Source organism: Collinsella aerofaciens (assembly GCF_015561195.1).
Classification (GTDB): Bacteria; Actinomycetota; Coriobacteriia; order Coriobacteriales; family Coriobacteriaceae; genus Collinsella; species Collinsella aerofaciens_AC.
The window spans coordinates 1-21,834 of sequence record NZ_JADMSU010000015.1; the positions used below are offsets into that span (position 1 = coordinate 1).

15 protein-coding genes and 1 tRNA gene are annotated in these 21,834 nt (G+C 58.7%); 12 read left to right on the forward strand and 4 right to left on the reverse strand.

All coding sequences use genetic code 11. From position 1 onward, the window contains the following. The first annotated feature begins 207 nt into the window (after window positions 1–207). From acpS to I2H81_RS09800, 8 genes are all read left to right on the forward strand, one after another. Complete coding sequence (gene acpS, locus I2H81_RS09765; protein WP_195645414.1) at window positions 208–747, forward strand: holo-ACP synthase; 540 nt, start codon at window positions 208–210, stop codon at window positions 745–747. Continuing rightward, window positions 748–2,364 carry an NAD(P)H-hydrate dehydratase gene (locus I2H81_RS09770; RefSeq protein ID WP_082435564.1) on the forward strand — a complete coding sequence of 539 codons (1,617 nt, stop codon included), beginning with the start codon at window positions 748–750 and terminating at the stop codon, window positions 2,362–2,364. A gap of 2 nt (window positions 2,365–2,366) precedes the next feature. Next, window positions 2,367–3,512 carry an alanine racemase gene (gene alr / locus I2H81_RS09775; RefSeq protein WP_117798368.1) on the forward strand — a complete coding sequence of 382 codons (1,146 nt, stop codon included), beginning with the start codon at window positions 2,367–2,369 and terminating at the stop codon, window positions 3,510–3,512. A gap of 8 nt (window positions 3,513–3,520) precedes the next feature. Further along, window positions 3,521–4,141: a uracil-DNA glycosylase gene (locus tag I2H81_RS09780; RefSeq protein ID WP_195645415.1), complete on the forward strand. Its 621-nt coding sequence runs from the start codon at window positions 3,521–3,523 to the stop codon at window positions 4,139–4,141. 12 nt (window positions 4,142–4,153) lie between these two features. After that, window positions 4,154–4,660 carry a tRNA (adenosine(37)-N6)-threonylcarbamoyltransferase complex ATPase subunit type 1 TsaE gene (tsaE, locus tag I2H81_RS09785; protein WP_195645416.1) on the forward strand — a complete coding sequence of 169 codons (507 nt, stop codon included), beginning with the start codon at window positions 4,154–4,156 and terminating at the stop codon, window positions 4,658–4,660. After that, the gene (tsaD, locus tag I2H81_RS09790; protein WP_195645417.1) at window positions 4,647–7,031 is read left to right on the forward strand and encodes a tRNA (adenosine(37)-N6)-threonylcarbamoyltransferase complex transferase subunit TsaD; all 2,385 of its coding nucleotides are present in this window, start codon (window positions 4,647–4,649) and stop codon (window positions 7,029–7,031) included. Before tsaE ends, tsaD begins: the two co-directional genes overlap by 14 nt. Before the next feature lie 534 nt (window positions 7,032–7,565). Continuing rightward, window positions 7,566–9,455, forward strand: coding sequence for a carbon starvation CstA family protein (locus I2H81_RS09795; RefSeq protein WP_195645418.1), 1,890 nt, complete (start codon window positions 7,566–7,568; stop codon window positions 9,453–9,455). Between the two features lie 183 nt (window positions 9,456–9,638). After that, window positions 9,639–11,831 (forward strand): hypothetical protein, encoded by a 2,193-nt coding sequence (locus tag I2H81_RS09800; protein WP_195645419.1) that lies wholly within the window; start codon window positions 9,639–9,641, stop codon window positions 11,829–11,831. Window positions 11,832–12,682: 851 nt separating this feature from the next. Here I2H81_RS09800 and I2H81_RS09805 read toward each other — a convergent pair. The 4 genes from I2H81_RS09805 to I2H81_RS09820 form a co-directional block, all read right to left on the reverse strand. After that, window positions 12,683–12,757: transfer RNA gene (locus I2H81_RS09805), tRNA-Gln, on the reverse strand. Window positions 12,758–12,795: 38 nt separating this feature from the next. Then, window positions 12,796–13,701 (reverse strand): peptidoglycan-binding domain-containing protein, encoded by a 906-nt coding sequence (locus I2H81_RS09810; RefSeq protein WP_195645420.1) that lies wholly within the window; start codon window positions 13,699–13,701, stop codon window positions 12,796–12,798. Between the two features lie 138 nt (window positions 13,702–13,839). After that, a complete protein-coding gene (locus I2H81_RS09815) occupies window positions 13,840–14,853 on the reverse strand; it encodes a polyprenyl synthetase family protein (RefSeq protein ID WP_271817532.1) in 1,014 nt (337 codons plus the stop codon). Window positions 14,854–14,980: 127 nt separating this feature from the next. Next, window positions 14,981–17,431 carry a PTS transporter subunit EIIC gene (locus tag I2H81_RS09820; protein ID WP_195645422.1) on the reverse strand — a complete coding sequence of 817 codons (2,451 nt, stop codon included), beginning with the start codon at window positions 17,429–17,431 and terminating at the stop codon, window positions 14,981–14,983. A gap of 229 nt (window positions 17,432–17,660) precedes the next feature. On the opposite strand from I2H81_RS09820, the gene I2H81_RS09825 reads away from it, so the two are divergent. The 4 genes from I2H81_RS09825 to I2H81_RS09840 all read left to right on the forward strand — a co-directional run bounded on the left by I2H81_RS09825 (window position 17,661) and on the right by I2H81_RS09840 (window position 21,784). After that, window positions 17,661–18,380 (forward strand): GntR family transcriptional regulator, encoded by a 720-nt coding sequence (locus tag I2H81_RS09825; protein WP_035137765.1) that lies wholly within the window; start codon window positions 17,661–17,663, stop codon window positions 18,378–18,380. Window positions 18,381–18,686: 306 nt separating this feature from the next. After that, on the forward strand, window positions 18,687–20,003 hold the full coding sequence (locus I2H81_RS09830; RefSeq protein ID WP_006235863.1) for an ABC transporter substrate-binding protein: 1,317 nt from the start codon (window positions 18,687–18,689) through the stop codon (window positions 20,001–20,003). An 87-nt stretch (window positions 20,004–20,090) separates the two neighbouring features. After that, complete coding sequence (locus I2H81_RS09835; RefSeq protein ID WP_006235864.1) at window positions 20,091–20,945, forward strand: carbohydrate ABC transporter permease; 855 nt, start codon at window positions 20,091–20,093, stop codon at window positions 20,943–20,945. Next, window positions 20,945–21,784, forward strand: coding sequence for a carbohydrate ABC transporter permease (locus tag I2H81_RS09840; RefSeq protein ID WP_022095055.1), 840 nt, complete (start codon window positions 20,945–20,947; stop codon window positions 21,782–21,784). Before I2H81_RS09835 ends, I2H81_RS09840 begins: the two co-directional genes overlap by 1 nt. Window positions 21,785–21,834 lie beyond the last annotated feature (50 nt).

Consider the following 21,834-nt stretch of genomic DNA (forward strand, 5'->3'; position numbering starts at 1 on the left):
TCAGCCCGTGGGAGGCCAGGGCGCCGCTGACCGGTGGACGGCACCGAGCCGTACGCTTGACTTGAAGAAGGGGGAGGCCTCGCGGCCTCCCCCTTTTTTGCGTTTGCGGGTTTTGTCTCACATAGTAGCTGTGTTTTATAACCCTCGTTTGTCGCATCTTCTGTGAACGGGCTACAATAACTTAGTCTGTGCGATATGGAGGTGAACATGGCTGAAGCTGGTATCGGCGTTGATATCGTCGAGATTTCCCGCATGAAATCAATTCTTGAAAAGACGCCGTCGTTTGCTCGGCGTGTGTTTACCGAAGAAGAGCGTGCGTATTGCGATGCATCATCGCGTCCCGCTGCTCACTATGCGAGCCGCTTTGCTTCGCGCGAGGCGGTGCTTAAAGCTCTCGGCACGGGTTTTAGTCAAGGCGTGGGTCGCAAGGATGTTTCGGTAACGCGTGATAGACTCGGCAAACCGAAGGCTCTGCTTTCTGGTCGTGCTCTCGAAATCGCCCAGGATTTGGGTGTTGTCGAGGTCGCTCTTTCTATTACCCTTACGGGTGACTTGGCTGTCGCTAATGCCATTGCAATCACCGAGGATGCTCGACCTAAGCCTAAGGAAGAAAAAGTGAGCAACAAGAAACGCGTTGCGCAGACATTTAAAGAGGCTCGCTCTGTTTTAGATGAGCTTGAGCAGCTGCAGAATTCAGCATTGACGGAGCGCCTGGGCGATGCTTCGCAAGATACGCTAGGAGCATAGATGAAACCGGTTTTGAGTACCGAAGAAGTCGTTCGTCTCGAGGATATCATCGAACGCGAAGGGACTTCGAAGGCCGAGCTTATGGAGCTAGCGGGTGAGTTTGCCGCCAACGAGGTCTTGAAGCTCAATCCCGATCGGGTTCTCGTTCTGGTCGGTTTTGGTAATAATGGCGGCGACGGTTGGGTTGCCGCCGATATCCTAAGCCACAAGGGTGTGGACGTGGATATCGTTTCTCCGGTTGAGCCGGATGAGATTCCTGCTGCTCTGGCACGTCATGTTGCTCGTCGAACTGCCGGCCGCGATGTGCACGTTTGCGTCGGTCCCTCGCGTGACGAACTCGAGGTTTTGATCGATAAGGCCGATGTTGTTGTCGATGCCATTTTTGGTACCGGTTTCCATGGGAATCTGCGTGCGCCGTTCTCCATTTGGATTCCTACGGTCAATGAATGCGCCGATTGTGTCGTATCCATTGATGTCCCCTCGGGCCTGAATGCCGAGACGGGCGTTGTTGATGACGACTGCATTCGTGCCGAGCGCACGGTGACGATGATTGCGCCCAAGATTGGTCTGTATAGCGCTGATGGCCCTGAGTATGCTGGCGATTTGATCTGCGGCAATCTTTACGACCGTCTTGACGAAGTCATCGATGATGTTGACCACGCCGCCGAGATTGTCGAGCCCGGTGACTTAGTTGATTACTTTGCTCCGCTACCATCGAATATCGATAAGTATTCCCGTGGCTCTGTGCTTATTGTCGCCGGATCTGCGCAATATCCTGGTGCTGCCATTATGGCGGCCAAGTCTGCAGCTCGCGCGGGTGCTGGTTACGTGGCAGTCGCGGCTCCTGACGCCTGTGCCAATCTCATTCGCATGGCACTTCCTTCGATTCCCGTCTTTGCTATTCCGTCTGATTCGCGCGGCTCCTTTGGCGCCGCTGCGCGCATGACGGTGTGCGAGATCGCAAAGAAGTACAGCTGCGTGCTGTGCGGTCCCGGTATGACGACGTCTGCTGGCGCTATGCAGGTGGTTTCGGGCTTGCTCGAGCTTGATGTACCGCTAATTTTGGACGCCGATGCACTCAACTGTCTTGCTAAGATTGCCATTGACGGTATTGATAGTAACCCCGAGATGTATCGTCGCGAGCAGCCGTTGGTTATGACGCCGCACTATCGTGAGCTTTCGCGTCTGGTTGCCGGTGACGAGGTGAACGACCTTGGTACCGCGATTGCAGCTGCGCAGAAGGTTGTCTGGGCTGCAGGCTCCGACAATCTGGTGGTCATAGCCAAGGGGCCGACGACGGCTATCTGTGGCGTTGAGCGCGTGCTGCTGCCACTCTCGGGTCCGGCTTCTCTGGCAACTGCCGGTTCTGGTGATGTTCTCGCGGGTATTTTGGCCGGCACGCTTGCCACCATGCGCGACGAGATGGATCGTTGGGAGTTGCTGTATTCGTACGCCGTCGCACTTCACAGCTACGCCGGTTTTGCTGCGGCGACGGAGTATGGTGAGAAGAGCGTTATCGCGACCGATCTTATCGACTTGATCGGTCCTGCCATGGAGCTGGCGGCAAAGGATGCGCTCGAAGATCTGGGAATCATGGACGAAGGGTCGGATGACTAATCATGAATAAAGCCGATTTGACGCGCTGGTCCTGGGTCGAGATCGACCGCGGGGCGCTCCGTCGCAACACGAGGGCCTATAAGAACTTGTTGAATCCGCGTCAGCGCCTGTGCTGCGTGGTCAAGGCCGATGCTTATGGTCATGGAGCTGTTGAGTGTGCCAAGATCATGTATTCGGCCGGTGCCGACATGTTTGCCGTGGCGACGGTCAACGAGGGCGTTGGGCTCCGTCAGGGCGGGATTACTAAGCCCATCCTGATTCTAAGCGAGCCGCCTATCGAGGCTATTCCTGCATTGCTCGAGTTCGATATCATGCCCTCGGTCTATACGTCTGACTTTGCTCTTGCGTATGGCGAATGCGCCGTCGCGGCGGGCAAAGTGGGCAAGTACCATCTTGCCATCGAGACGGGCATGAATCGTATCGGCGTTCACTACACACAGGTGCTCGACTTTGTACGCGGCATCAGTTTCCATCGCGGCATCCAGTGCGACGGCGTATTTACGCACTTTGCCACGGCCGATGAACCTTCGGGTTGGGACTACAAGCTGCAGTGCCAGCGCTTTACCGAGGCCGTTCAGGCCATTAAGGACGCAGGTTTTGAATGCGGTATCGTGCATTGTGCCAATACGCCGTCCTCGATGCTCGATTCTTCAATGCACTTTGACATGATTCGTGCCGGCATTGGTTTGTATGGTCTGCAGCCATGTGAGCTGAGTGGTCGCGTGATGCAGCTTGATCCCGTCATGAGCGTCCATGCGCGTGTGACGCGCGTGGCGCATCCTGCAATGGGCGAGGGCGTGGGCTACGGCTTTACCTACCGCGTACCGCGCACGCGCGTTCAGATCTGCACCCTTCCGATCGGTTATGCCGATGGCCTTTCGCGTACGCTTTCCAATCGTATGGACGTGCTGTATCGCGGCGAGCGTGTGCGTCAGGTGGGCAATATCTGCATGGACCAGTTTATGGTCGCCATTCAGTCCAACCCGGCGCATGAGATTCCCGAGGCCGAGTATGGTGACGAGATGATCATTGTCGGCCGCGATGGAGATGCCGAGATTACCATGGACGAGATGGCGCGCCTACGCGGCACGATTAACTACGAGGTCGCTTGCGGCTTTGGTATGCGTCTCGACAAGGTCTACGTGTAGGAGTCGCTATGGGCGTCATGCACATCCCCGGCCATAGCCATCAGGCGCCGCGTGAGGTCGCACTCGAGGAGATCGAGGCCGTTCTGGGCGATTGTCACCTTTGCCAGCTTTACCAGTCGCGCCATAACATCGTGTTTGGCGTGGGAAACCCCCACGCTCGCGTGATGTTTATTGGCGAGGCGCCGGGCCGCAATGAGGATTTGCAGGGCGAGCCCTTTGTGGGGGCGGCAGGCGAGGACCTCAACGGCATTTTGTCGCTGGCGGGGCTCAAACGCGAAGACGTCTACATTGCCAACGTGCTTAAGTGCCGCCCGCCGGGAAACCGCAATCCGCGTCCCGAGGAAGTGCTGGCTTGCTCGCCGTTTTTGCGTGAGCAGATCCGAAGCATCTGGCCCGATATTATTGTGACGCTCGGCAACCCCGCGACGCACTTTGTGCTAAAGACCGAGATTGGCATTACTAAGCTGCGCGGCAGGTTCCACCAGATGGGGCATTTTGTGGTAATGCCCACGTTCCATCCGGCAGCAGCGCTGCGCAATCCGGCGTGGCAGGAGCTGCTGGAGGAAGACTTTAAGATGCTGGGCGACTATCTGGAGCGACATCCCGCGCCAGAGAACGCCTCGGAATAATAAGGAGCATGTATGTCCCTGGAGCGCCTGGGGGTAGGTACTTACAAAACGACTTGCGCTGCCGATACGGAGTACTTTGGCGAGCTAATTGCACCGTGCCTTGAGGACGGCGATGTGCTCATCCTGACCGGTGGCCTGGGAGTGGGCAAAACTCACTTTACCAAGGGCGTCTCGCGCGGGCTGGGCGATGGGCATATGGTTACGAGCCCTACGTTCGCGCTCATGGCCGTTCACGATCAAGGTCGTATTCCGCTGTTTCACTTTGATCTATACCGCCTGGAGCATGCCTACGAGCTCGAGGATACGGGTATTTTCGATGTGCTGGGCTATGAGGGTGCTTGCCTGCTGGAATGGGGCGAACAATTCCAGGACGAGCTGACGGATGAGTATCTTTCGGTGACGTTCAAGCGTGATGAGGGCGACAGCGATGTGCGAACGATAACGCTCGAGGCGCACGGTGACCGCGCAATGGAGCTTTCCCATTTGATTGATAAGGCTGTACAAGATGAGCTTGCATAACGACAACGCGCTGGTGATGGCGCTCGATACCTCGACCGACATGCTTGCCTGCGCGGCAAGCTGGATTGATGGGCAGACGGGCGAGACGAAGCTCGTGAGTGGCGACCACATGTGTCGCCGTCACGCCAACGTTGAGCTCGTGAATACCGTTGATGGCGTGCTGACTCAAGCCGGTCTGGATCGCAGCGATGTTGGTTGCTACGTGGTCGGCCGCGGCCCGGGGTCGTTTACGGGTGTGCGCATCGGCATCTCCACTGCCAAGGGCCTCGCGCGTGGTGCCAATGTTCCGCTGCTGGGCGTGTCGACGCTCGATGCTTGCGCTTGGACGGCGTGGAAGGCTGGCGTGCGCGGCAAGCTTGGTATCTTGGCCGATGCTATGCGTGGTGAGGTATATCCGGCGCTGTATATGCTGGTCGATGAGGGTCCCGAGCGTCAATTTGAGCGCGAGCACGTGGTCAAGGCCGCCGTGGCGCTCGATGAGTGGCGCCAAGCAGCGGACTGGGGCCAGGTTCAGCTGACCGGTGACGGTCTCGTGCACTATGGCAAGCTGCTGGGTGAGGACGAGACCGCCCGCTGCGTGGAGCGCGACCTGTGGTGGCCTTCGGGCGAGGGCTTGCTGCTCGCGCACGCTGCGGGCGACGGCGATCCGGCCCGCGTCCTGCCGATTTACACGCGCCTTTCGGATGCCGAGGAAAACGAGCGCAAGCGTCTTGGTCTTGCCGAGAGTGCGCAGAGCGAAATAACGGGTGTTGCCGATGAGCTCGCCGGTCGTCATCTGCAGTTCCGTCCCATGGGCGCGGCGGATGCCGAGGGCGCGAGCGCACTGGAGGCTACTTGCTTTGAAGGTGCCGGACACGAGGCGTGGACGCCGGGCATGTTCCTGTCCGAACTGGGCGAGGACGTCGCTGCGCCGCGTAGTTGGTGGGTGGCACACGACGACGGCAAGCTGCTGGGCCTTGCCGGCGGTATGGTCGTGGACGGTGATGTGCAGATTCTGGATGTCGCCGTCGACCCGGCACATCGCCGTGAGGGCATTGCCCGCAAGCTGCTGTCGCATGTGAGCTATGATGCCCAGATGCTCGGCTGCACCACGGCTTCGCTCGAGGTCGAGGACGGCAACGAGGGAGCGGTCGCGCTCTATGCCGCTCTGGGCTTTACCGAGGCGGGTCGTCGTCGTGGCTACTACGGTGCCGGCAAGGACGCCATCGTCATGACGGCCCCTCTTCCCCTGGTGCTTCCGGTCGACAATGCCTCGCCCGAGCCGACGGCGGCAGAGCAGCGCGTATGGCCGCTGCCTGCGCCTGGGCGCTCCGAGGGGGAGCGTGCCGAAATTGAGCGCCGCCGCCTAGTGCTCGCTATCGAGAGTTCCTGCGACGAGACGGCCGTGGCGATTATCGATGCGGATGGCAATATGCTGGCCAACCAGGTGTCGACACAGATTGATTTTCACGCCCGCTTTGGCGGCGTGGTGCCCGAGATCGCCTCGCGCAAACACGTTGAGGTGATTGTGAGTGTCGTGGATGCGGCGCTCGAGGATGCCGCAGCATCGCTTGGTCTTGAGGGTGGAGCCATCGCGCCGAGCGAACTCGCCGCTGTTGGCGTGACACAGGGTCCGGGCCTGGTGGGTGCTCTGGTAGTGGGCGTCGCCTTCGCCAAGGGCTTTGCCTATGCCGCCGGCAAGCCGCTCGTGTGCGTCAATCATCTGGAGGGCCATCTGTTCGCCAACCTGCTGGCGCAGCCCGATCTCAGGCCGCCGTTTATCTTCACGCTCGTCTCGGGCGGTCATACCATGCTCGTGCACGTGAAGGCATGGGGCGACTACGAGGTACTTGGTGAGACACTCGACGATGCTGTGGGCGAGGCCTTCGACAAGGTAGCCAAGGCGTTGGGTCTGGGCTATCCCGGTGGCCCCATCATCTCCAAGCTGGCCGAGACGGGCAACCCCCGTGCGATCGATTTTCCTCGCGCGCTTAACAGCAGGGGAGACTATCGTTTCTCGCTTTCGGGTCTTAAAACGGCCGTGACGCTCTACATCGAGCAGGAGACCAAGGCCGGGCGCACGATTCACCTGCCCGATCTGGCGGCTTCGTTTGAGGCAGCTGTCTTTGACGTGCAGTACAAGAAGGCCAAAAACGCACTGCACGCTACCGGATGCAAGGAATACTGCATCGGTGGCGGCGTCTCGGCCAACCCGCATCTGCGCGAGATGATGATCAAGAAGCTTGGGCGTCAGGGGATCCGCGTAACGGTGCCGCCCTTGTCTGCCTGTACCGATAACGCAGCCATGATCGCAGAGGTTGCCCGCCGTAAATTCGACCGAGGAGAAATCTCGCCGTTCGACGTCGACGCCGATCCAAACATGACGCTGTAGTCGTACGGGTGCGGTCCCCGGCGCTGCCCGGGCGCCAACGGCCGCATATGAACTTTCCTGCTCTACAGTCCTGCGCAAGACGAAGGCCACATTAAGTGGCCTTCTTTGCGTGCGGAACTCGCGATAAAGTTCATATGCGCCGCCCGGCTCCCGCGGCCCTCAGGGGCATCTCTCATGCAAAAACTTTTGTTGGGTAAAGTCCGAGGTCAGTGGCGTTTTATACCGAGAATTTCAAAAAAGTTGAAAATTCATTACAAATTTGCGTTGACTTTAGGTAACTAAAGTTTCATACTGCTTTTCATCCACTGGGGGATGTGAACACGCACGGATCGTTCGCATCATGATTGAAGAGGGTTTCTTAGACATGTTCACGCATCAGCTAAACATTATCAGCGTAGTAATTATCTGATGCGGGTTAGCACATACAGCTAGCCCGTACGATAACGGGCGGCTGATGAAGATGAGGGCCGTCGAGCGCAACCGACGGCCCTCATTTTTTATGTCTGGGAAGTTCTTTTTAGAGGAGGAAATGTAATGAACGGAGTTTTGCTCATGGTTGTGGCCGCGGCGGTGCTCGCCTGCGGCTATCTGGGCTATGGCCGCTGGCTGGCCAACAAGTGGGGCGTTGACAAGGATGCCCTCACGCCGGCCAAGCGCATGAAGGACGGCAACAGCTTCTCGCCCGTCTCCGCCTTTACCGCGTTCTCGCACCAGTTCAGCTCGATCTGCGGTGCTGGCCCTGTCACGGGTACGATCGTCGCCATGGCCTTTGGCTGGCTGCCCGTCGTGCTCTGGGTCCTCGTCGGCGGCATCTTCTTTGGCGCCGTCCACGACTTTGGTGCTCTGTACGCTTCGATGAAGAACAACGGCAAGTCGCTCGCTCAGCTCATCGAGAAGTACATCGGCAAGACCGGCCGTCGCCTGTTCCTGCTGTTCTGCTGGCTGTTCTGCATCATCGTCATCGCCGCCTTCACTGACATGGTCTGCAAGACGTTCATGTTCACCCCGGCCGTTGACGCTTCTGGCGCCGCTACCGGTGCCATCGACTTCACCAAGTCCTATGCCGCTGGCTGCGCTGGCACCATCTCCATCCTGTTCACCTTCGTCGCTATTGCCTTTGGTTGGGCCCAGAAGAAGTTCAACCTCACCGGTGCCGCCGAGTTCGTCACCGGCGTGGTCCTCATGGTTCTCATGTTCGCCGTCGGTATGCAGTTCCCGGTCTACCTGGATAAGTTCCAGTGGTTCGCCGTCGTCATGGTCTACCTGGTCTTCGCTGGCGCTATGCCCATCCAGATGCTCAAGACCCCGCGTGACTACCTCACTTCCATCATGATGATCGTCATGATCGCCTGCGCTGTCCTCGGCATCGTCGTCCTGGGCGTCAACGGTCAGGCCACCATCACCGCTCCGGTCTTCACCGGCTTCTCCACTGCCACCGGCATGATGTTCCCGGTCCTGTTCGTTTCCGTCGCTTGCGGTGCTCTCTCCGGTTTCCACAGCCTCGTTTCTTCCGGCACCTCTTCTAAGCAGGTCGAGAAGGAGCAGGACGCCGTCAAGGTCGGTTATGGCGCCATGATCGTCGAGTCCTTCGTCGGCATCCTTGCCATCATCGTCGCCGGCATCATGTTCTCCGATATGAACACCGCCGGCACCGGCGCCCTCAACGCCGGCGTCGCTTCCACCCCGTTCCAGATCTTCGCCGCTGGCATCTCCCGCGGTATGCAGGCCTTCGGTGTTGACGGCACGCTCGCTACCGTCTTTATGACCATGAACGTTTCCGCTCTGGCCCTGACCTCGCTCGATGCCGTCGCCCGCATCGCCCGCACCTCGTTCTCCGAGTTCTTTGCCCAGACCAACGACGCCCTGGCCATCGAGTCCAAGGCCGGCTACATGAAGGTTCTCGGCAACCCCTGGTTCGCCACGGTCGTCACCCTGCTTCCCGGTCTCGCCCTTGCCTTTGGTGGCTATGCCAACATCTGGCCGCTCTTTGGTGCTTCCAACCAGCTGCTCGGCGGTATGACCATGATCACCCTCGCCGTGTTCTGCAAGTGCACCGGCCGCAAGGGCTGGATGCTCTACGTGCCCGTCGCCTTCCTGCTCTGCTGCACCTTCACCTCGCTGGTCCAGAGCGCCATGGGCTGCATGACCGCTGTCCAGGCTTACGGCTTCTTTGGCACCATCCCGGCTACCGCCACCACGGCCGCCGTCTCCGTCGCCGCCACCAAGGGCCTGCAGCTCGTTTTCGCCGTCCTGCTGATGGTCCTGGGCCTCATCGTCGCCGTCAACTGCCTCAAAGAGTTCTTCGGCAAGGAGGCCGGCTCCATGCCTGACGAGGAGCCCGAGTGGTCCGAGATGGGCAAGGCCGAGTACGGTCGCGCCGCTGCCGCTGAAGCTCCTGCCGACGCCGAGGCCGCCAAGGCCTAGTCGGTCGGACGGGTTGAATCTCCCATCTATTTGACTCGGAAAGACCGGGTCCGCAATCAAGCGGACCCGGTCTTTTTTCTTGTGATAACAGGTGGTGCAAGGGCGTTCTCGCAGATGTTTTGCGTGGATAGGCTCGTGTGTTGTACCATATGGACGTATATGTGTGCATATGAAAGGGGCCCCGTGGCCAAGACGGTATATTCCGATAATCAAAACAATGTCGATGCTCTGGCTGAGCGCCTGAGCAGCCAGACGTCGCTTTCTGCTGAGCGTGCCAAGCTGGTTGCCTACGATCTGCTTTGCCGCAAGGCGCTCAAGATTAAGTCGAGTGCGCTGGCGCAGATTTTCCGCTCCGTCGATAAGGAATGCGACACCAAGGCGATGCGCGATGAGCTTATCGAGGCAAATATCGTGACCAAGATCGAGGGTAGCGGCATTAACGGGCGCCCGGCGTTCTATACCATCAATGCCGAGATCCGCGATGCCCAGGAGCAGCCTGCCGAGTCCGTCGAAGATTTTGTCGTCGAGGATTTCGCTGACGTGCCTGCTGTGGAAGAAGTTGCTCCGCGTGAGCATGTTGATACCGATGAGTTGCTCGATGAGAACGTCGTGCGTGCCTTTACGGCCAAGGCAGGACGCGGCGGTTTTGGCGGGGGTGGCAAGCGCGATGCGCAGCGTCGCGCCCAGCAGGAGCGCTTCCGTCGCGCCGTTGCTCAAAAGGGTGAGACGGATGCCGAGGCTGTTGAGAACGAGGTTGCTGCCGAGTCGCAGAGGCCCGCGAAGGAGCAAAAGCCCGTGGAGGCCCAGGAGCCCCAGCGTCGCCGTGGTGCCCACTTTAAGGCTGTGCAGCAGGATGTCGCGCATGAGGTTGAAGAGCTTTCCGAGGCTGCAGACGATGTTGAGGAGTCTGCCAAGAAGGCCCCGGGCTCATGCCGTCCCGGACGTGGTTTTGCGAGGCGCGCGTATCCCGTAAGGCGTCAGGAGAAGGGCGAGCCGGCTTCGACCACTCAGGACAAGAAGGCCGAACAAACCGAGAAAACCGTTGAGCCGGCGGCTCGCGAACAGAAGCCTGTTGAGCCGCAGCTTGAGGTTGCTGCCGAGGCCAAGGGCCAACAGCCTACTGATGGGCAGACGGAGCAGGGCGCGTCGAGCAAGCCTCGCCGCCGTCGCCATCGCGGGGGCCGCAGTTCCCATGCCGAGACTGCAGCCGAGAAGACCACGCCGCAGGACGAGGATGCGAAGGCCGAGGTTTCTTCGGGGCAGCCTAAGCGCCAGCCGGCGAAGGAGAGCAAGTCCGATCGTCCTCAGAAGCAGGCGTCTATGCCGAAGCGCGAGCGCAATTCCCAAGGCGATTCTAAGCGCAAGTCTCAGAAGAAGCCGGAGTCTGCCGCAGCAGATGCTGCTGCCCAGCAGCCCGAGTCGGCCGTCCGCGGCGAGGTATCGGCGTTTGCCCTTGCCCGCGTTTTGGGCAGGCAGCTGCTCAAAGTTGTCCCTACGCCTACGGCGCTCTCTAAGATCAAGGAGCAGCAGACTCAAATTGTTAAGGTCGAGGGCAAGGACGGCAAAAAGGCTCCGCAGCGCACTCAGCACAACGAGATGTCCAACCGCAAGATTGCCGAGGAGATTGCAATCATCCAGGCTTGGATCGAGCAGAACCGAGGTGCCGATACGCCGGTTGCCTCGCGCCGCCAGCGTGCCTACCAGATTTTTAACGACGAGAAGGCTTTTGACGGCAAGCACGGTGAGCGCCTGATAAGGCGCATGACCGAAAAGGGCATCAGCATGCAGGCGATCAAGGTCGCCCCCAACCGCCCCGTGCACTTTACGGGTTTCTTTACGCTGGGCGCCGATAAGCCGTTCATTATGGTCGAGAACCTGGACACCTACGACGAGATCGTCAGGCTGCTGCGTGGCCGCAAGCACGCCAAGCTCTTTGGCATCAAGGTGGGCGGCGTGATTTTTGGCGGCGGATGCAAGGCGAGCGTCTCGCATGCCCTGGACGATTATCTGGCTGAGATCGGCTATCGCTTTAACTACGTCTACTACGTGGGCGATATCGACCGCGAGGGCGCGCGCATCGTCGAGCAGGCTCGCAATGCCAATGTGGTTGAGATTCGCCTGCATGCCGGCATGTACCGCGCCATGCTCGCCGAGCACAAGCGTCGCGTGAAGGCCGGCGGAGAGTGCGAGCCCGCGGCTGCCAACCAGGGCGTGCCGCAGAACTTGGCGGCGACGATTAAGGATCTGCCCATGGTCACGCGTGTGCAGTTCCGCAACGTGCTACGTGAAGGCGGGCGCATTCCGCAGGAGATTCTGATGACCGCCGACTATCGGGATGGCGACTCGGGAAGCTTCGACCGCATGCTGAACAACTAAATTCCGCCGGCCCCGGGAGAGCGGGGACACCGGCTTAGGTTTCCTGCTCTACAGTCCTGCTCACGACGGAGGCCACATTAAGTGGCCTCCTGTTCGTGCGGAACTCGCGATAAACCTAAGCCGGTGTCCCCGCTCTCCCGGGGCCTGTCGTGGCTTGGTTGTTGCATGCGGCTCGCTTTTCGGAACTGGGCTGATAGGCGTGCCTCAAAAAATCTACCCCAGTCGCTGTGCAAGGTGTCTATAAAGAGCCGTGGCCAAAAAACATCAAATATGAGTACTGATATTCTTTTAGTAGCAGTAATTTTGACCACATTTAAGGTGATTTGACGTGTCGATCGAGCAGATAAGCTGCCGTATCTCCTCAAGTGTTCATTAAAGGAAGACCTTGATGCGAATAAATCTCATTAAGATATTCTTTTATTAACGAAAATAATGTAGCTACAACGGTAACAGTACTCATATTTGCCGTTTTTTGGCCACAGTCCTTCGGAGGGTCCTCGAAAATAGTCCCGAGCCGGCACTTTAGGAACGTCCCCAAGTGCCGACACCGCGTCTGCCTGCGGCGGCCGCGCGCCGCTGCGTCGCTTCGCTCCTTGCGGGTTCGGATCCCTCCGCTTGGCGGCGTTGGCTCGATTTGCTTGACGTGAGGGGCTCTTGGCTGGTGTGGGACGGAGGGATTCCGCGTCCGCCTGGTCGGCGGCCGCGCCCCGCTGCGTCGCTTCGCTCCTTGCGTGCTGCGCTGGAAAACGCTTCGCGTTTCCTCAGCTCCGCATCCTTGCGGGTTCGAATTCCTCCGCTTGCCCACAAGAAAGCGCCCTGGGCCGTTATGGGCTTAGGGCGCTCAGTTTTAATGGCTGGGACGGAGGGATTCGAACCCCCAACAGCCGGCACCAAAAACCGGAGTTCTACCGTTGAACTACGTCCCAATGTGTGGTGTTGCCCAAAAGCAACTCGTCTAGTTTACCTAATCTGCGAGGGCATCGCAAACGCCGTCGAGTAGGCGTACGGCGAGCGTCTGCGCGTCGCTGGCCGTGAAGGTGCCGTTGTAGCGCGTCATGCCCGTGAGCTCAATGCGAATGCGAGCCGGCTTCTGCTGCGCGGCGACATTGGCGGTGCGGATGCGCTGGGCCAGGTTGTGGCACTCGGCGAGGGCAATCGTGGCGCGTGGCGCGGCGTCGGCGGGCAGCTCGTCGCTTGCGATCTCGAGCACCAGGTCAACGTCGGTTGGGACCTCGGAGTCGCAGAGCATCATGCCGCTGTTGTCGGTCGTTGCCGTGGCGATATTCCACATGCGCGACGCAACACTGCGTGCGATGGGGTCCTCGCCGATAACGGCAATCTGGAAGCGCTCGAGCACGTTGGCGGCGCGAGCAAAACCGATGCGGGACTCGGCTTCGGTGACCGAGGGCTTGCCCTCCCACACATGGTGCAGGCGGTTGATGTAGGCGTAGGTGTCCTGGAAGGCCATGCCGTCGGCAAACAGGCCGACATTTTCCTGGAACTGCTGCAGGGCGGCCTCGGTATGCGGACCAAAGTAGCCGTCGTCCTCGCCGCAGGCAAAGCCCAAAACGTTGAGAGCGCGCTGCAGGGCCTGCACATCGGCGCCATGGAAATTGGGCATGCGCAGATACAGAGTGCGGTCGCCCAGCTTATACGAGGCGTCGACCAGGGCGCTCCAACAGGGGATATCGACGGCATGACCGGCAGCAAGGCCGCTGTCGAGCCTGAAGGTGCTGACGGCCTGCTCGGTGGTGGTGCCAAAGCGCTTGTCGGCAACCTCGGTGTCATCGATTGTATAGCCGAGCTGCAGAAGGCGGGACTGGACGTCCTCGACGGCTGCTCCCTGCATGCCCGTTGTAATAGGTTCCATGAACGAACCCCTTTCGGCGTACCATTCGTACTATTTGAGCGTGTGTCGGATAGACAACGCAAAGGGATGCATAAACATGCACTCAACAGTGTAGCAAGTTGTACCCAAATACGCTGCTGACAGGTTTTATAACCCCCGCTAGTTAAGGCGCTCCACAAAGAAATCTGCCATGGAGAGGAACAGTTCACGTGCATGCGGGTCGAGCGAAACGTCCTCGATGGCCGCTTTGGCCTTGGCGGTCAGGTCGAGCGCATAAGTGTGGGCGTAATCGATAGCGCCGGTCTCCTGGAAGATCTCCACGGCGCGTGCGAGTTGCGCGGGGTCCTCGGTGCCCGAGGAAAGGATCGCTTCAATCTCGTCGTGATAGCGCTCATCAGACAGGGCGTGCACGGCAACGAGCGTGCGCTTGCCCTCGGTGATGTCGGTGCGGAAGTCCTTGTTGGCGGCCTCCTTGGTGCCGATCAAGTTGAGCAGGTCGTCTTGAATTTGGAAGGCAAGGCCCGTGTGCAGGCCAAAGGCGCGCAGCGCCTCAATTTGCTCCTCGCTGCCTCCGCCAATGATGGCTCCGGTGGCAAGCGGCGTGGCTCCGCTGTAGTACGCGGTCTTGTGCGTCGCCATGTCCAGATAATCGTCGACCGAGATGTCGAAGCGTGCGTCACGGACCCAGCCCAAGTCGAGCGCCTGGCCCTCGATGGTGCGAACGATCATCTCGGTGAGCTCGTGGAGCACGCGCAGTTTCACGTCGGACTCCAGCGTGGGGTCGTCGAGAACCGTCTTGGTGACCATGGTGAGCGCTAGGTCGCCACAATTGATGGCAAGCCCCGTGCCCTCGGTGAGGTGCATGCAGGGCTTGCCGCGGCGCAGCTGTCCGTTGTCGGCGATGTCGTCGTGGATGAGTGCGCCCGACTGAAAGTGCTCGATGGCCGCCGCGGCGCTGCGGGCGCTCTCAAAGCTGCCGCCTACCGCGGTGGCGGCGAGCATGCAGATGAGCGGGCGGTGGCGCTTGCCAGCGTTTGCCGTAAATGCCGAGAGCGGGGTATACAGGTAGCGCTCGATATCGGCGGAAGTCGCCTGTCCGTCAAAGAACGTGGCCAGATAGTCGTTAATCTGGTCAAAGTGCTGGGCTAAAAAGCTGGTAAACGGACTGGACACGGGTTCTCGCATTCTTTGATAGGTTGCATCGTTGCATTATGCAGACAACATATTGCCACATTAGGGCGTCGAGCGCGGCGGTTGAAGACGATTGGTCCATGCGGCCGCAAGTGCGGTAGGGGCTTGGCTAGATAAGCCCAAAGTGTTCGAGCGCGGTGACGACGCCGTCGTGGTCGATGCTGTCGGTGACATAGTCGGCCTTTTCCTTGAGGAAGTCCGGCGCATTGCCCATGGCGATACCGACATCGACGGCGTTCATCAGCGAGATGTCATTGCTGGCATCACCGATGCCATACACCGTTCCATGGTTGGGGTCGAGAGCATCGAGTACGGACTGGATACCCTCGCGCTTGGTGCATTCGCGGGGCGAGATTTCGGTCACCTCGAGTTCGAGCTCGTTAAAGCACAGCAGCGGCTCAAGTGCCTTATCTTGAGCGATGTGGTTGGCGAGCGATGTAGACATCAAGATCTTGTAGACACTGTAATGTTGCAGCTGCGTGACTGCGTCGCCCAGGGTGCGCGCGTATCCGGGGGCATCGGGCGCATCGGCACTCATGCGCACGACGCCGTTGAGGCCCTCAAAGCGGATGACCTCGCCCGATTGCTCAAGGTAGGGGGCAAGACGCTGCAGCATACTGGGCGTCATCGACAGATCGCGAATTGCGTGTCCGTTGATCTCGGCGTAACCGCCCGCAAGACAGACGATGCCGGTCCAGGGCAGCTCAAGAAGTTTGGGGTGGATGCAGCTCAGGGTGCGTCCCGTGCAGATAAAGGCCATGTTGCCGTTGGCGACAAACTCGCGGATTGCCTGCGAAACCGCCTCGTTGGGATAGGGGGAGAGGTCCCGCTCGTCTTCGGGAAGGTCTTGGGCGAGCCTGGGGTCTTGCCAGGCGAGCGTTCCGTCGATATCGAAGAAGCAAATATCGCCGCGCTTATGGGCTGCGCTGGCGGCAGGGGAGGCCGAGGTGGTGGGCACAAATTCCGGCTCGAGGCCCATGATCTGGTCAAAATGCTCTTTAACGCGGGGAACGGAGATGCCGATGACCACCTGGGCGGTCTTGCCCGTAATGATGAGGCCCTTGGCGCCCACCGCGACAAACGACGCGTTATCTGCAACGATGGAAGGGTCTGCGACCTCGACGCGCAGGCGCGTGGTGCAGTTGGTTGCGCCCACGATATTGCCAACGCCACCTAAAAGCTGAATTACCCGCTCAGCGAGGACGTGATCTTGATCGGATCGACTGTCGACCTCGTCATTGGGGGATTGCTCTTTGGCAAAGTCGCTTCCCGTTAAACAATCGATTGCCGCGCGATTGGCAACATGATCCTCGCGGCCCGGTGTCTTAAGGTCATAGACCAAGATGAGTGCTCGAAAACTAACAAAAAAGATGAGGCTAAAGGCAAGGCCGATACCGAGCGCCAAAAGATAGGCACCGGCATGCGTGCGCATGAGCGGAATAAAGTTGAAGGCTGCCATCTCCATCAGGCCGCCCGAGAAGATGCCGACGATGCCAAAGAGATTCATGGTTGTGGCAAGGCAAGACGATAAGACGGCGTAGAGCAAAAAGAGCCCGGGGTGGGTGAACATAAAGAGAAACTCGAGTGGCTCGGTAACGCCGCAAACCACCGAGGCGATGATGGCGGGAGCAAGGATGACCCTGAGGCCGGCGCGGCGCTCGGGTTTTGCGGTGGAGTAGAACGCGGCTGCGATGGCAGGAAGGCCAAAGAGCTTGACCCAGCCGGTGGCGGTAAAACCGGCCCACGGCGCAAGTTCATTAAGGGGGCGCGTGCTATGGGAGAGGATGGGGAGCAAGCTGCTCCACGTGGCGTAGATGCCGTCGTTAATGACCAGGTTGTCGTAGTAGATCGGCATGTAGAGCAGGTGGTGCAGGCCAAAGGGCTCGAGTGCTCGTTCTAAAAAGACAAAGATGCCCACGCCAAAGGGACCGATGCCTGCAAGCGCGTGACGCAGCGTATCAGTTACATCGTATACGTAGGGCACGATGGCGGCCGAGATAGCGGCAAGGGCAAACACGGCAAAAAAGCTGATGAGGTAGACCAGCGAGGAGCCCGAGAAGGTGCCGAGCCAATCGGGAATTTTGGCATCGTAGAAGCGGTCATGGATGGCGACGACGGTTGCCGATACCGCCAGCGGGCCGATAATGCCGGTGTCGAGCGTCTTGATGCCGTCGATGACGGTGATACCGCTGGCGGAGGTCAAAGATGACGGGTACTCAAGTCCAAGGTTGTCTCCGCTCAGCTTAATGATCTCGCTCAAAAAGAAGCAGTAGGCAAAATAGGCGACGAGAGCCTCGAGGCAGCAACGAGCCGGTTGTTTTTGGGCAAGACCGATGGGCAGCGCTACGGCAAAAAGGAGCGGGAGGCGTTTAAAGACCGTCCACGAGCCGCGCTGGATGATAGCCCAGAAAACGTACCAAGGGGTTCCGTATACGGCGAGATCGCCGACGATGTCCGCAGTCGCTGCGAGAGCGGAGACGCCGACCATGAGGCCTGATATAGAAAACAGCATGGCGGGCGCGAACATTGCCCCGCCAAAGCGTTGGATTTTTTGCAGCATGTTCTGCCTTCCGAATATCGAGGCGCGTTGCGCGTGGGGAAACGTTTAAACAATGGATTCATTGTAGAGGACCAGACGAGTGTCGTACCGGCAGTTTTGAGCGAAACCGATTTGGGCATGACAGAAACCGTCAACGGCTAAATCCTGTCGCTTCACCGATATTCGGTTTAAACAACTTTAAGAAATGCTATCGTGCCTAGCCGGAAATGAATAATGTAGAGGTGAAACAATGCCAAAAGCGATATACGAAGGAATCTACCGAGAAATACGCTCGCGCATCATTAATGGGACCTATGCGTTTCAGGAGATGCTGCCAACCGAAGCCGAGCTGACCGCGGAGTTCGGATGCACTCGCAATACCGTCCGTCGCGCCTTGGGTATGCTGGCCGACGGGATGTTTGTGCAGCCCATACACGGCAAGGGCGTGCGCGTTATTTGGCTTAAGGGCGAAACCGACATGTTGGGCGCACTCGAAGAGGTTGAGTCGTTTGGCGAGTTTGCAAAGCGCAACAATGCCGTTGCATCGACGGACGTTAAGTCTTTCGAACATCTGGTTTGCACCGAGCAACTCTCTCGTCACCTGGGCTTTAAGGTGGGCGAGGAGTTGATTCGCGTAGTGCGTGTCCGAAGCCTCAACGGCAACGCGCGCCAAGTGGACCATGGCTATTTTTTGGCGTCGATCGCCAAGGGCCTGACTCCCGAGATCGCGGCAGATTCTATTTACGGCTATCTGGAGCACAAGCGCGGTGTCAAAGTGATGGCGAGCCGTCGTACGGTGAGTGTCGAGCTCGCCAACGATGAGGACTGCAGCTATCTTGACCTCGGCAAATACAACTGCGTTGCCGTCATGGAGAGTCAGTCGTACACCTCGGATGGCATCTTGTTTGAGGTGACGCACACTCGCACACACCCCGAGATCTTCCATTACCGCGTCAATTCCAAGCGATAGCCGGCTAGCTCGCAGCCTGACGAGACTCATGGCCTCAAAGAGAAAACGCCCGGTCAAACCGACGGTACATCGGCTTGACCGGGCGTTTTCTCTGCATTAGATAACAAATAATTGTTTATACAAAACTTGTCAAGTATCAAGTTGAAATTACCGTTCACCGAAGTTTTTCTACCGCTCTAGTAATACTTGTTCAAACAACTAGCCAAATAGCGTATCGTTCAAATCAGCAAAAGGGGCAAAGTCCCCGAGCCAATCTCCGAAGGCGGCGGCAAAGGGTGCCGCCACGGTGTGAAAGGGTGGATTGTAATGAAGAACGAAATGAGCAGAAGGCAGTTCCTGGGCTTTGCTGGTTCCGCGGCTGCAGTTCTTGGTCTGGGCCTCGTGGGTTGCGGTGGTTCTGCCGGCTCCGGCTCCTCTGCTTCTGGTGACGCTGCCGAGGTCTACTTCCTCCAATTCAAGCCCGAGGTCGACAAGGAGTGGAAGGAGATCGCCAAGGCCTATAAGAAGGAGAAGGGCGTCGAGGTCAAGATCGTGACCGCCGCTTCCAACACCTACGAGGAGAAGCTTAAGTCCGAGATGTCCAAGAGCTCCGCTCCGACCCTGTTCCAGGTCAACGGCCCCACCGGTCTTAAGAACTGGAAGGATTACTGCGCCGACCTGTCCGATACCAAGCTCCGCGGTGAGCTCATTGACGACTCCCTGGCTCTGCAGTCCGACGGCAAGGATGTGTGCATCGACTGGGTCCAGGAGAGCTTCGGCATCATCTACAACAAGCAGCTGCTCGAGAAGGCTGGCTACAAGGCCGAGGACATCAACTCCTTCGACAAGCTGAAGGCTTGTGCCGATGACATCCAGGCCCGCAAGGACGAGCTTGGTGTCGAGGGTGCCTTCACTTCCGCCGGCATGGACGACTCCTCCAGCTGGCGCTACACCACCCACCTTGCCAACATGCCGCTCTACTACGAGTTTGAGAAGGAGCACAACCAGGAGGACGACGAGATCAAGGGTGAGTTCCTCGACAACTACAAGCAGATTTTCGACCTGTACATCACCGACTCCACCTGCGATCCTTCGCAGCTTGCTTCCAAGACCGGCGACGACGCCACCAACGAGTTCGCAACCGGCAAGGCCGTCTTCTACCAGAACGGCTCTTGGGCCTACTCTGACCTCGTCAAGGCCGGCATGACCGACGATCAGATTGGCATGATGCCGATCTACATCGGTGTTGACGGCGAGGAGAACCAGGGCCTGTGCTCCGGCGGCGAGAACTACTGGTGCGTCAGTTCCCAGGCTTCCGAGGATGCCCAGAAGGCCACCGAGGACTTCATGTATTGGTGCGTCACCGCTGACACCCCGACCAGCATCATCGCCGACAAGATGGGTCTGACCGCTCCGTTCAAGAGCGCCAAGGAGACCACCAACGTCTTCTCGCAGCAGGCCGTTGCCATGGCCAAGGACGGCAAGAAGACCGTCGCTTGGGACTTCGTCTACATTCCCTCCGAGGAGTGGAAGAAGAACCTCAAGCAGGCTCTGATTGCCTACGCTGCCGATAACAGCAAGTGGGACGGCGTCAAGAACGCCTTCGTCGATGGCTGGAAGACCGAGAAGGCCGCTTCCGAGTAAGCAGTTGCTGCCCAAGCTATCTGATTAGCGACAGGGGGCGGGCAGACGTTGGTTTGCCCGCCCCCTGCATATTGAAAGGACCCTTTTATGGGCAAAGCACTCAAGCGCTGGTGGCCGCTCTTTATGCTGCCCACGTGCCTGGCGTTTATGATCGGGTTCGTGATCCCTTTTATCCAGGGCTTCTATCTCTCGTTCTGCCAGTTTATTATCATTAGTAACGCGCACTTTGTCGGTATCGAGAACTACGTGCGCGCGCTGTCCGATCCGCAGTTCTCCACGTCGTTCTTCTTTACCGTGGCGTTTGCCTTCCTGTCGACGGTGCTCATCAACGTGATCGCCCTGGCCATTGCGCAGGCGCTCACCCGCAAGGCGCTCAAAGGCACCAACATCTTCCGTACGATCTTCTTTATGCCTAACCTGATCGGCGGCATCGTGCTGGGCTACATTTGGCAGATTCTGATCAACTGCCTGCTCTCCAACGTGGGCGCCCAGCTCATCGCTCTTAACTCTGCTGCTGGCTTCTGGGGCCTTATCATCCTGACCCTGTGGCAGCAGGTCGGCTACATGATGATCATCTACATCGCTGGTCTGCAGTCCATTCCGTCCGACTACATCGAGGCCGCCAAGGTCGACGGCGCTACGGCATGGCAGACGTTTTGGAAGGTTAAGATCCCTAACCTGATGCCGACCATCACCATCTGCCTGTTCCTGTCCATCACCAACGGCTTTAAGCTGTTCGACCAGAACCTCGCCCTTACCGGCGGCGCCCCCGCGCACTCCACCGAGATGCTCGCCCTGAACATCTACAACACGTTCTATTCGCGTGCCGGTATCGCATGGCAGGGCATTGGTCAGGCCAAGGCGGTTATCTTCTGCATCCTGGTCGTGGCCATCTCCATGATCCAGCTTAAGGCCACGAGGTCCAAGGAGGTGCAGCAGTAATGAAACGCGATAAGGTTATCAACCGCGCGCTCTCGATTTTCTTTACGATCCTGTCGCTCGCGTGGATCTACCCCGTGTTCATGATTGCGCTTAATTCTTTTAAGAAAGCGACCGCAATCAGCACCACCACGGCATTCGATCTGCTCACGCCCGAGACGTTCAACGGCCTCGCAAACTACATGCACGCCCTTAACGAGCAGGGCTTTGCCTCGGCATTTATGTACTCGCTCATCATCACGGTCACGTCGGTCGTGCTGATCTTGGTGTGCTGCTCCATGTGCGCTTGGTACGTGGTTCGTGTCAACAACAAGATCTCGAACTTCTTCTATTACCTGTTCGTGTTCTCGATGGTCGTGCCGTTCCAGATGCTCATGTTCACGCTGTCCAATTTGGCGGACCGCATCGGCTTCAACACGCCGTTCAACATCTGCTTTATCTACCTCGGCTTTGGCGCGGGCCTGGCGGTCTTTATGTTCGCCGGTTTTGTAAAGAACATCCCGCTCGAGATCGAGGAGGCGGCCATGATTGATGGCTGCAACCCGGTCCAGGTGTTCTTTAAGATCGTCCTTCCCATCATGAAGCCCACCTATCTTTCGGTCGGCATCCTCGAGACCATGTGGGTCTGGAACGACTATCTGCTGCCCTACCTTACGCTCGACTCCACCAAGTACAAGACCATTCCTATCTTGATCCAGTACTTCCGCGGCGGCTACGGCCACGTCGAGCTCGGCCCCATGATGGCCTGCATCATGATGGTCGTTATCCCCATCGTCATCATGTACATCCTCTGCCAGAAGTACATCATCGACGGCGTGGTGGCAGGTGCCGTCAAGGGCTGATGCCGTAACTGTTTTGCAAGTTTCTGCGGCGCCCCTCAGCGCGGCGCCGC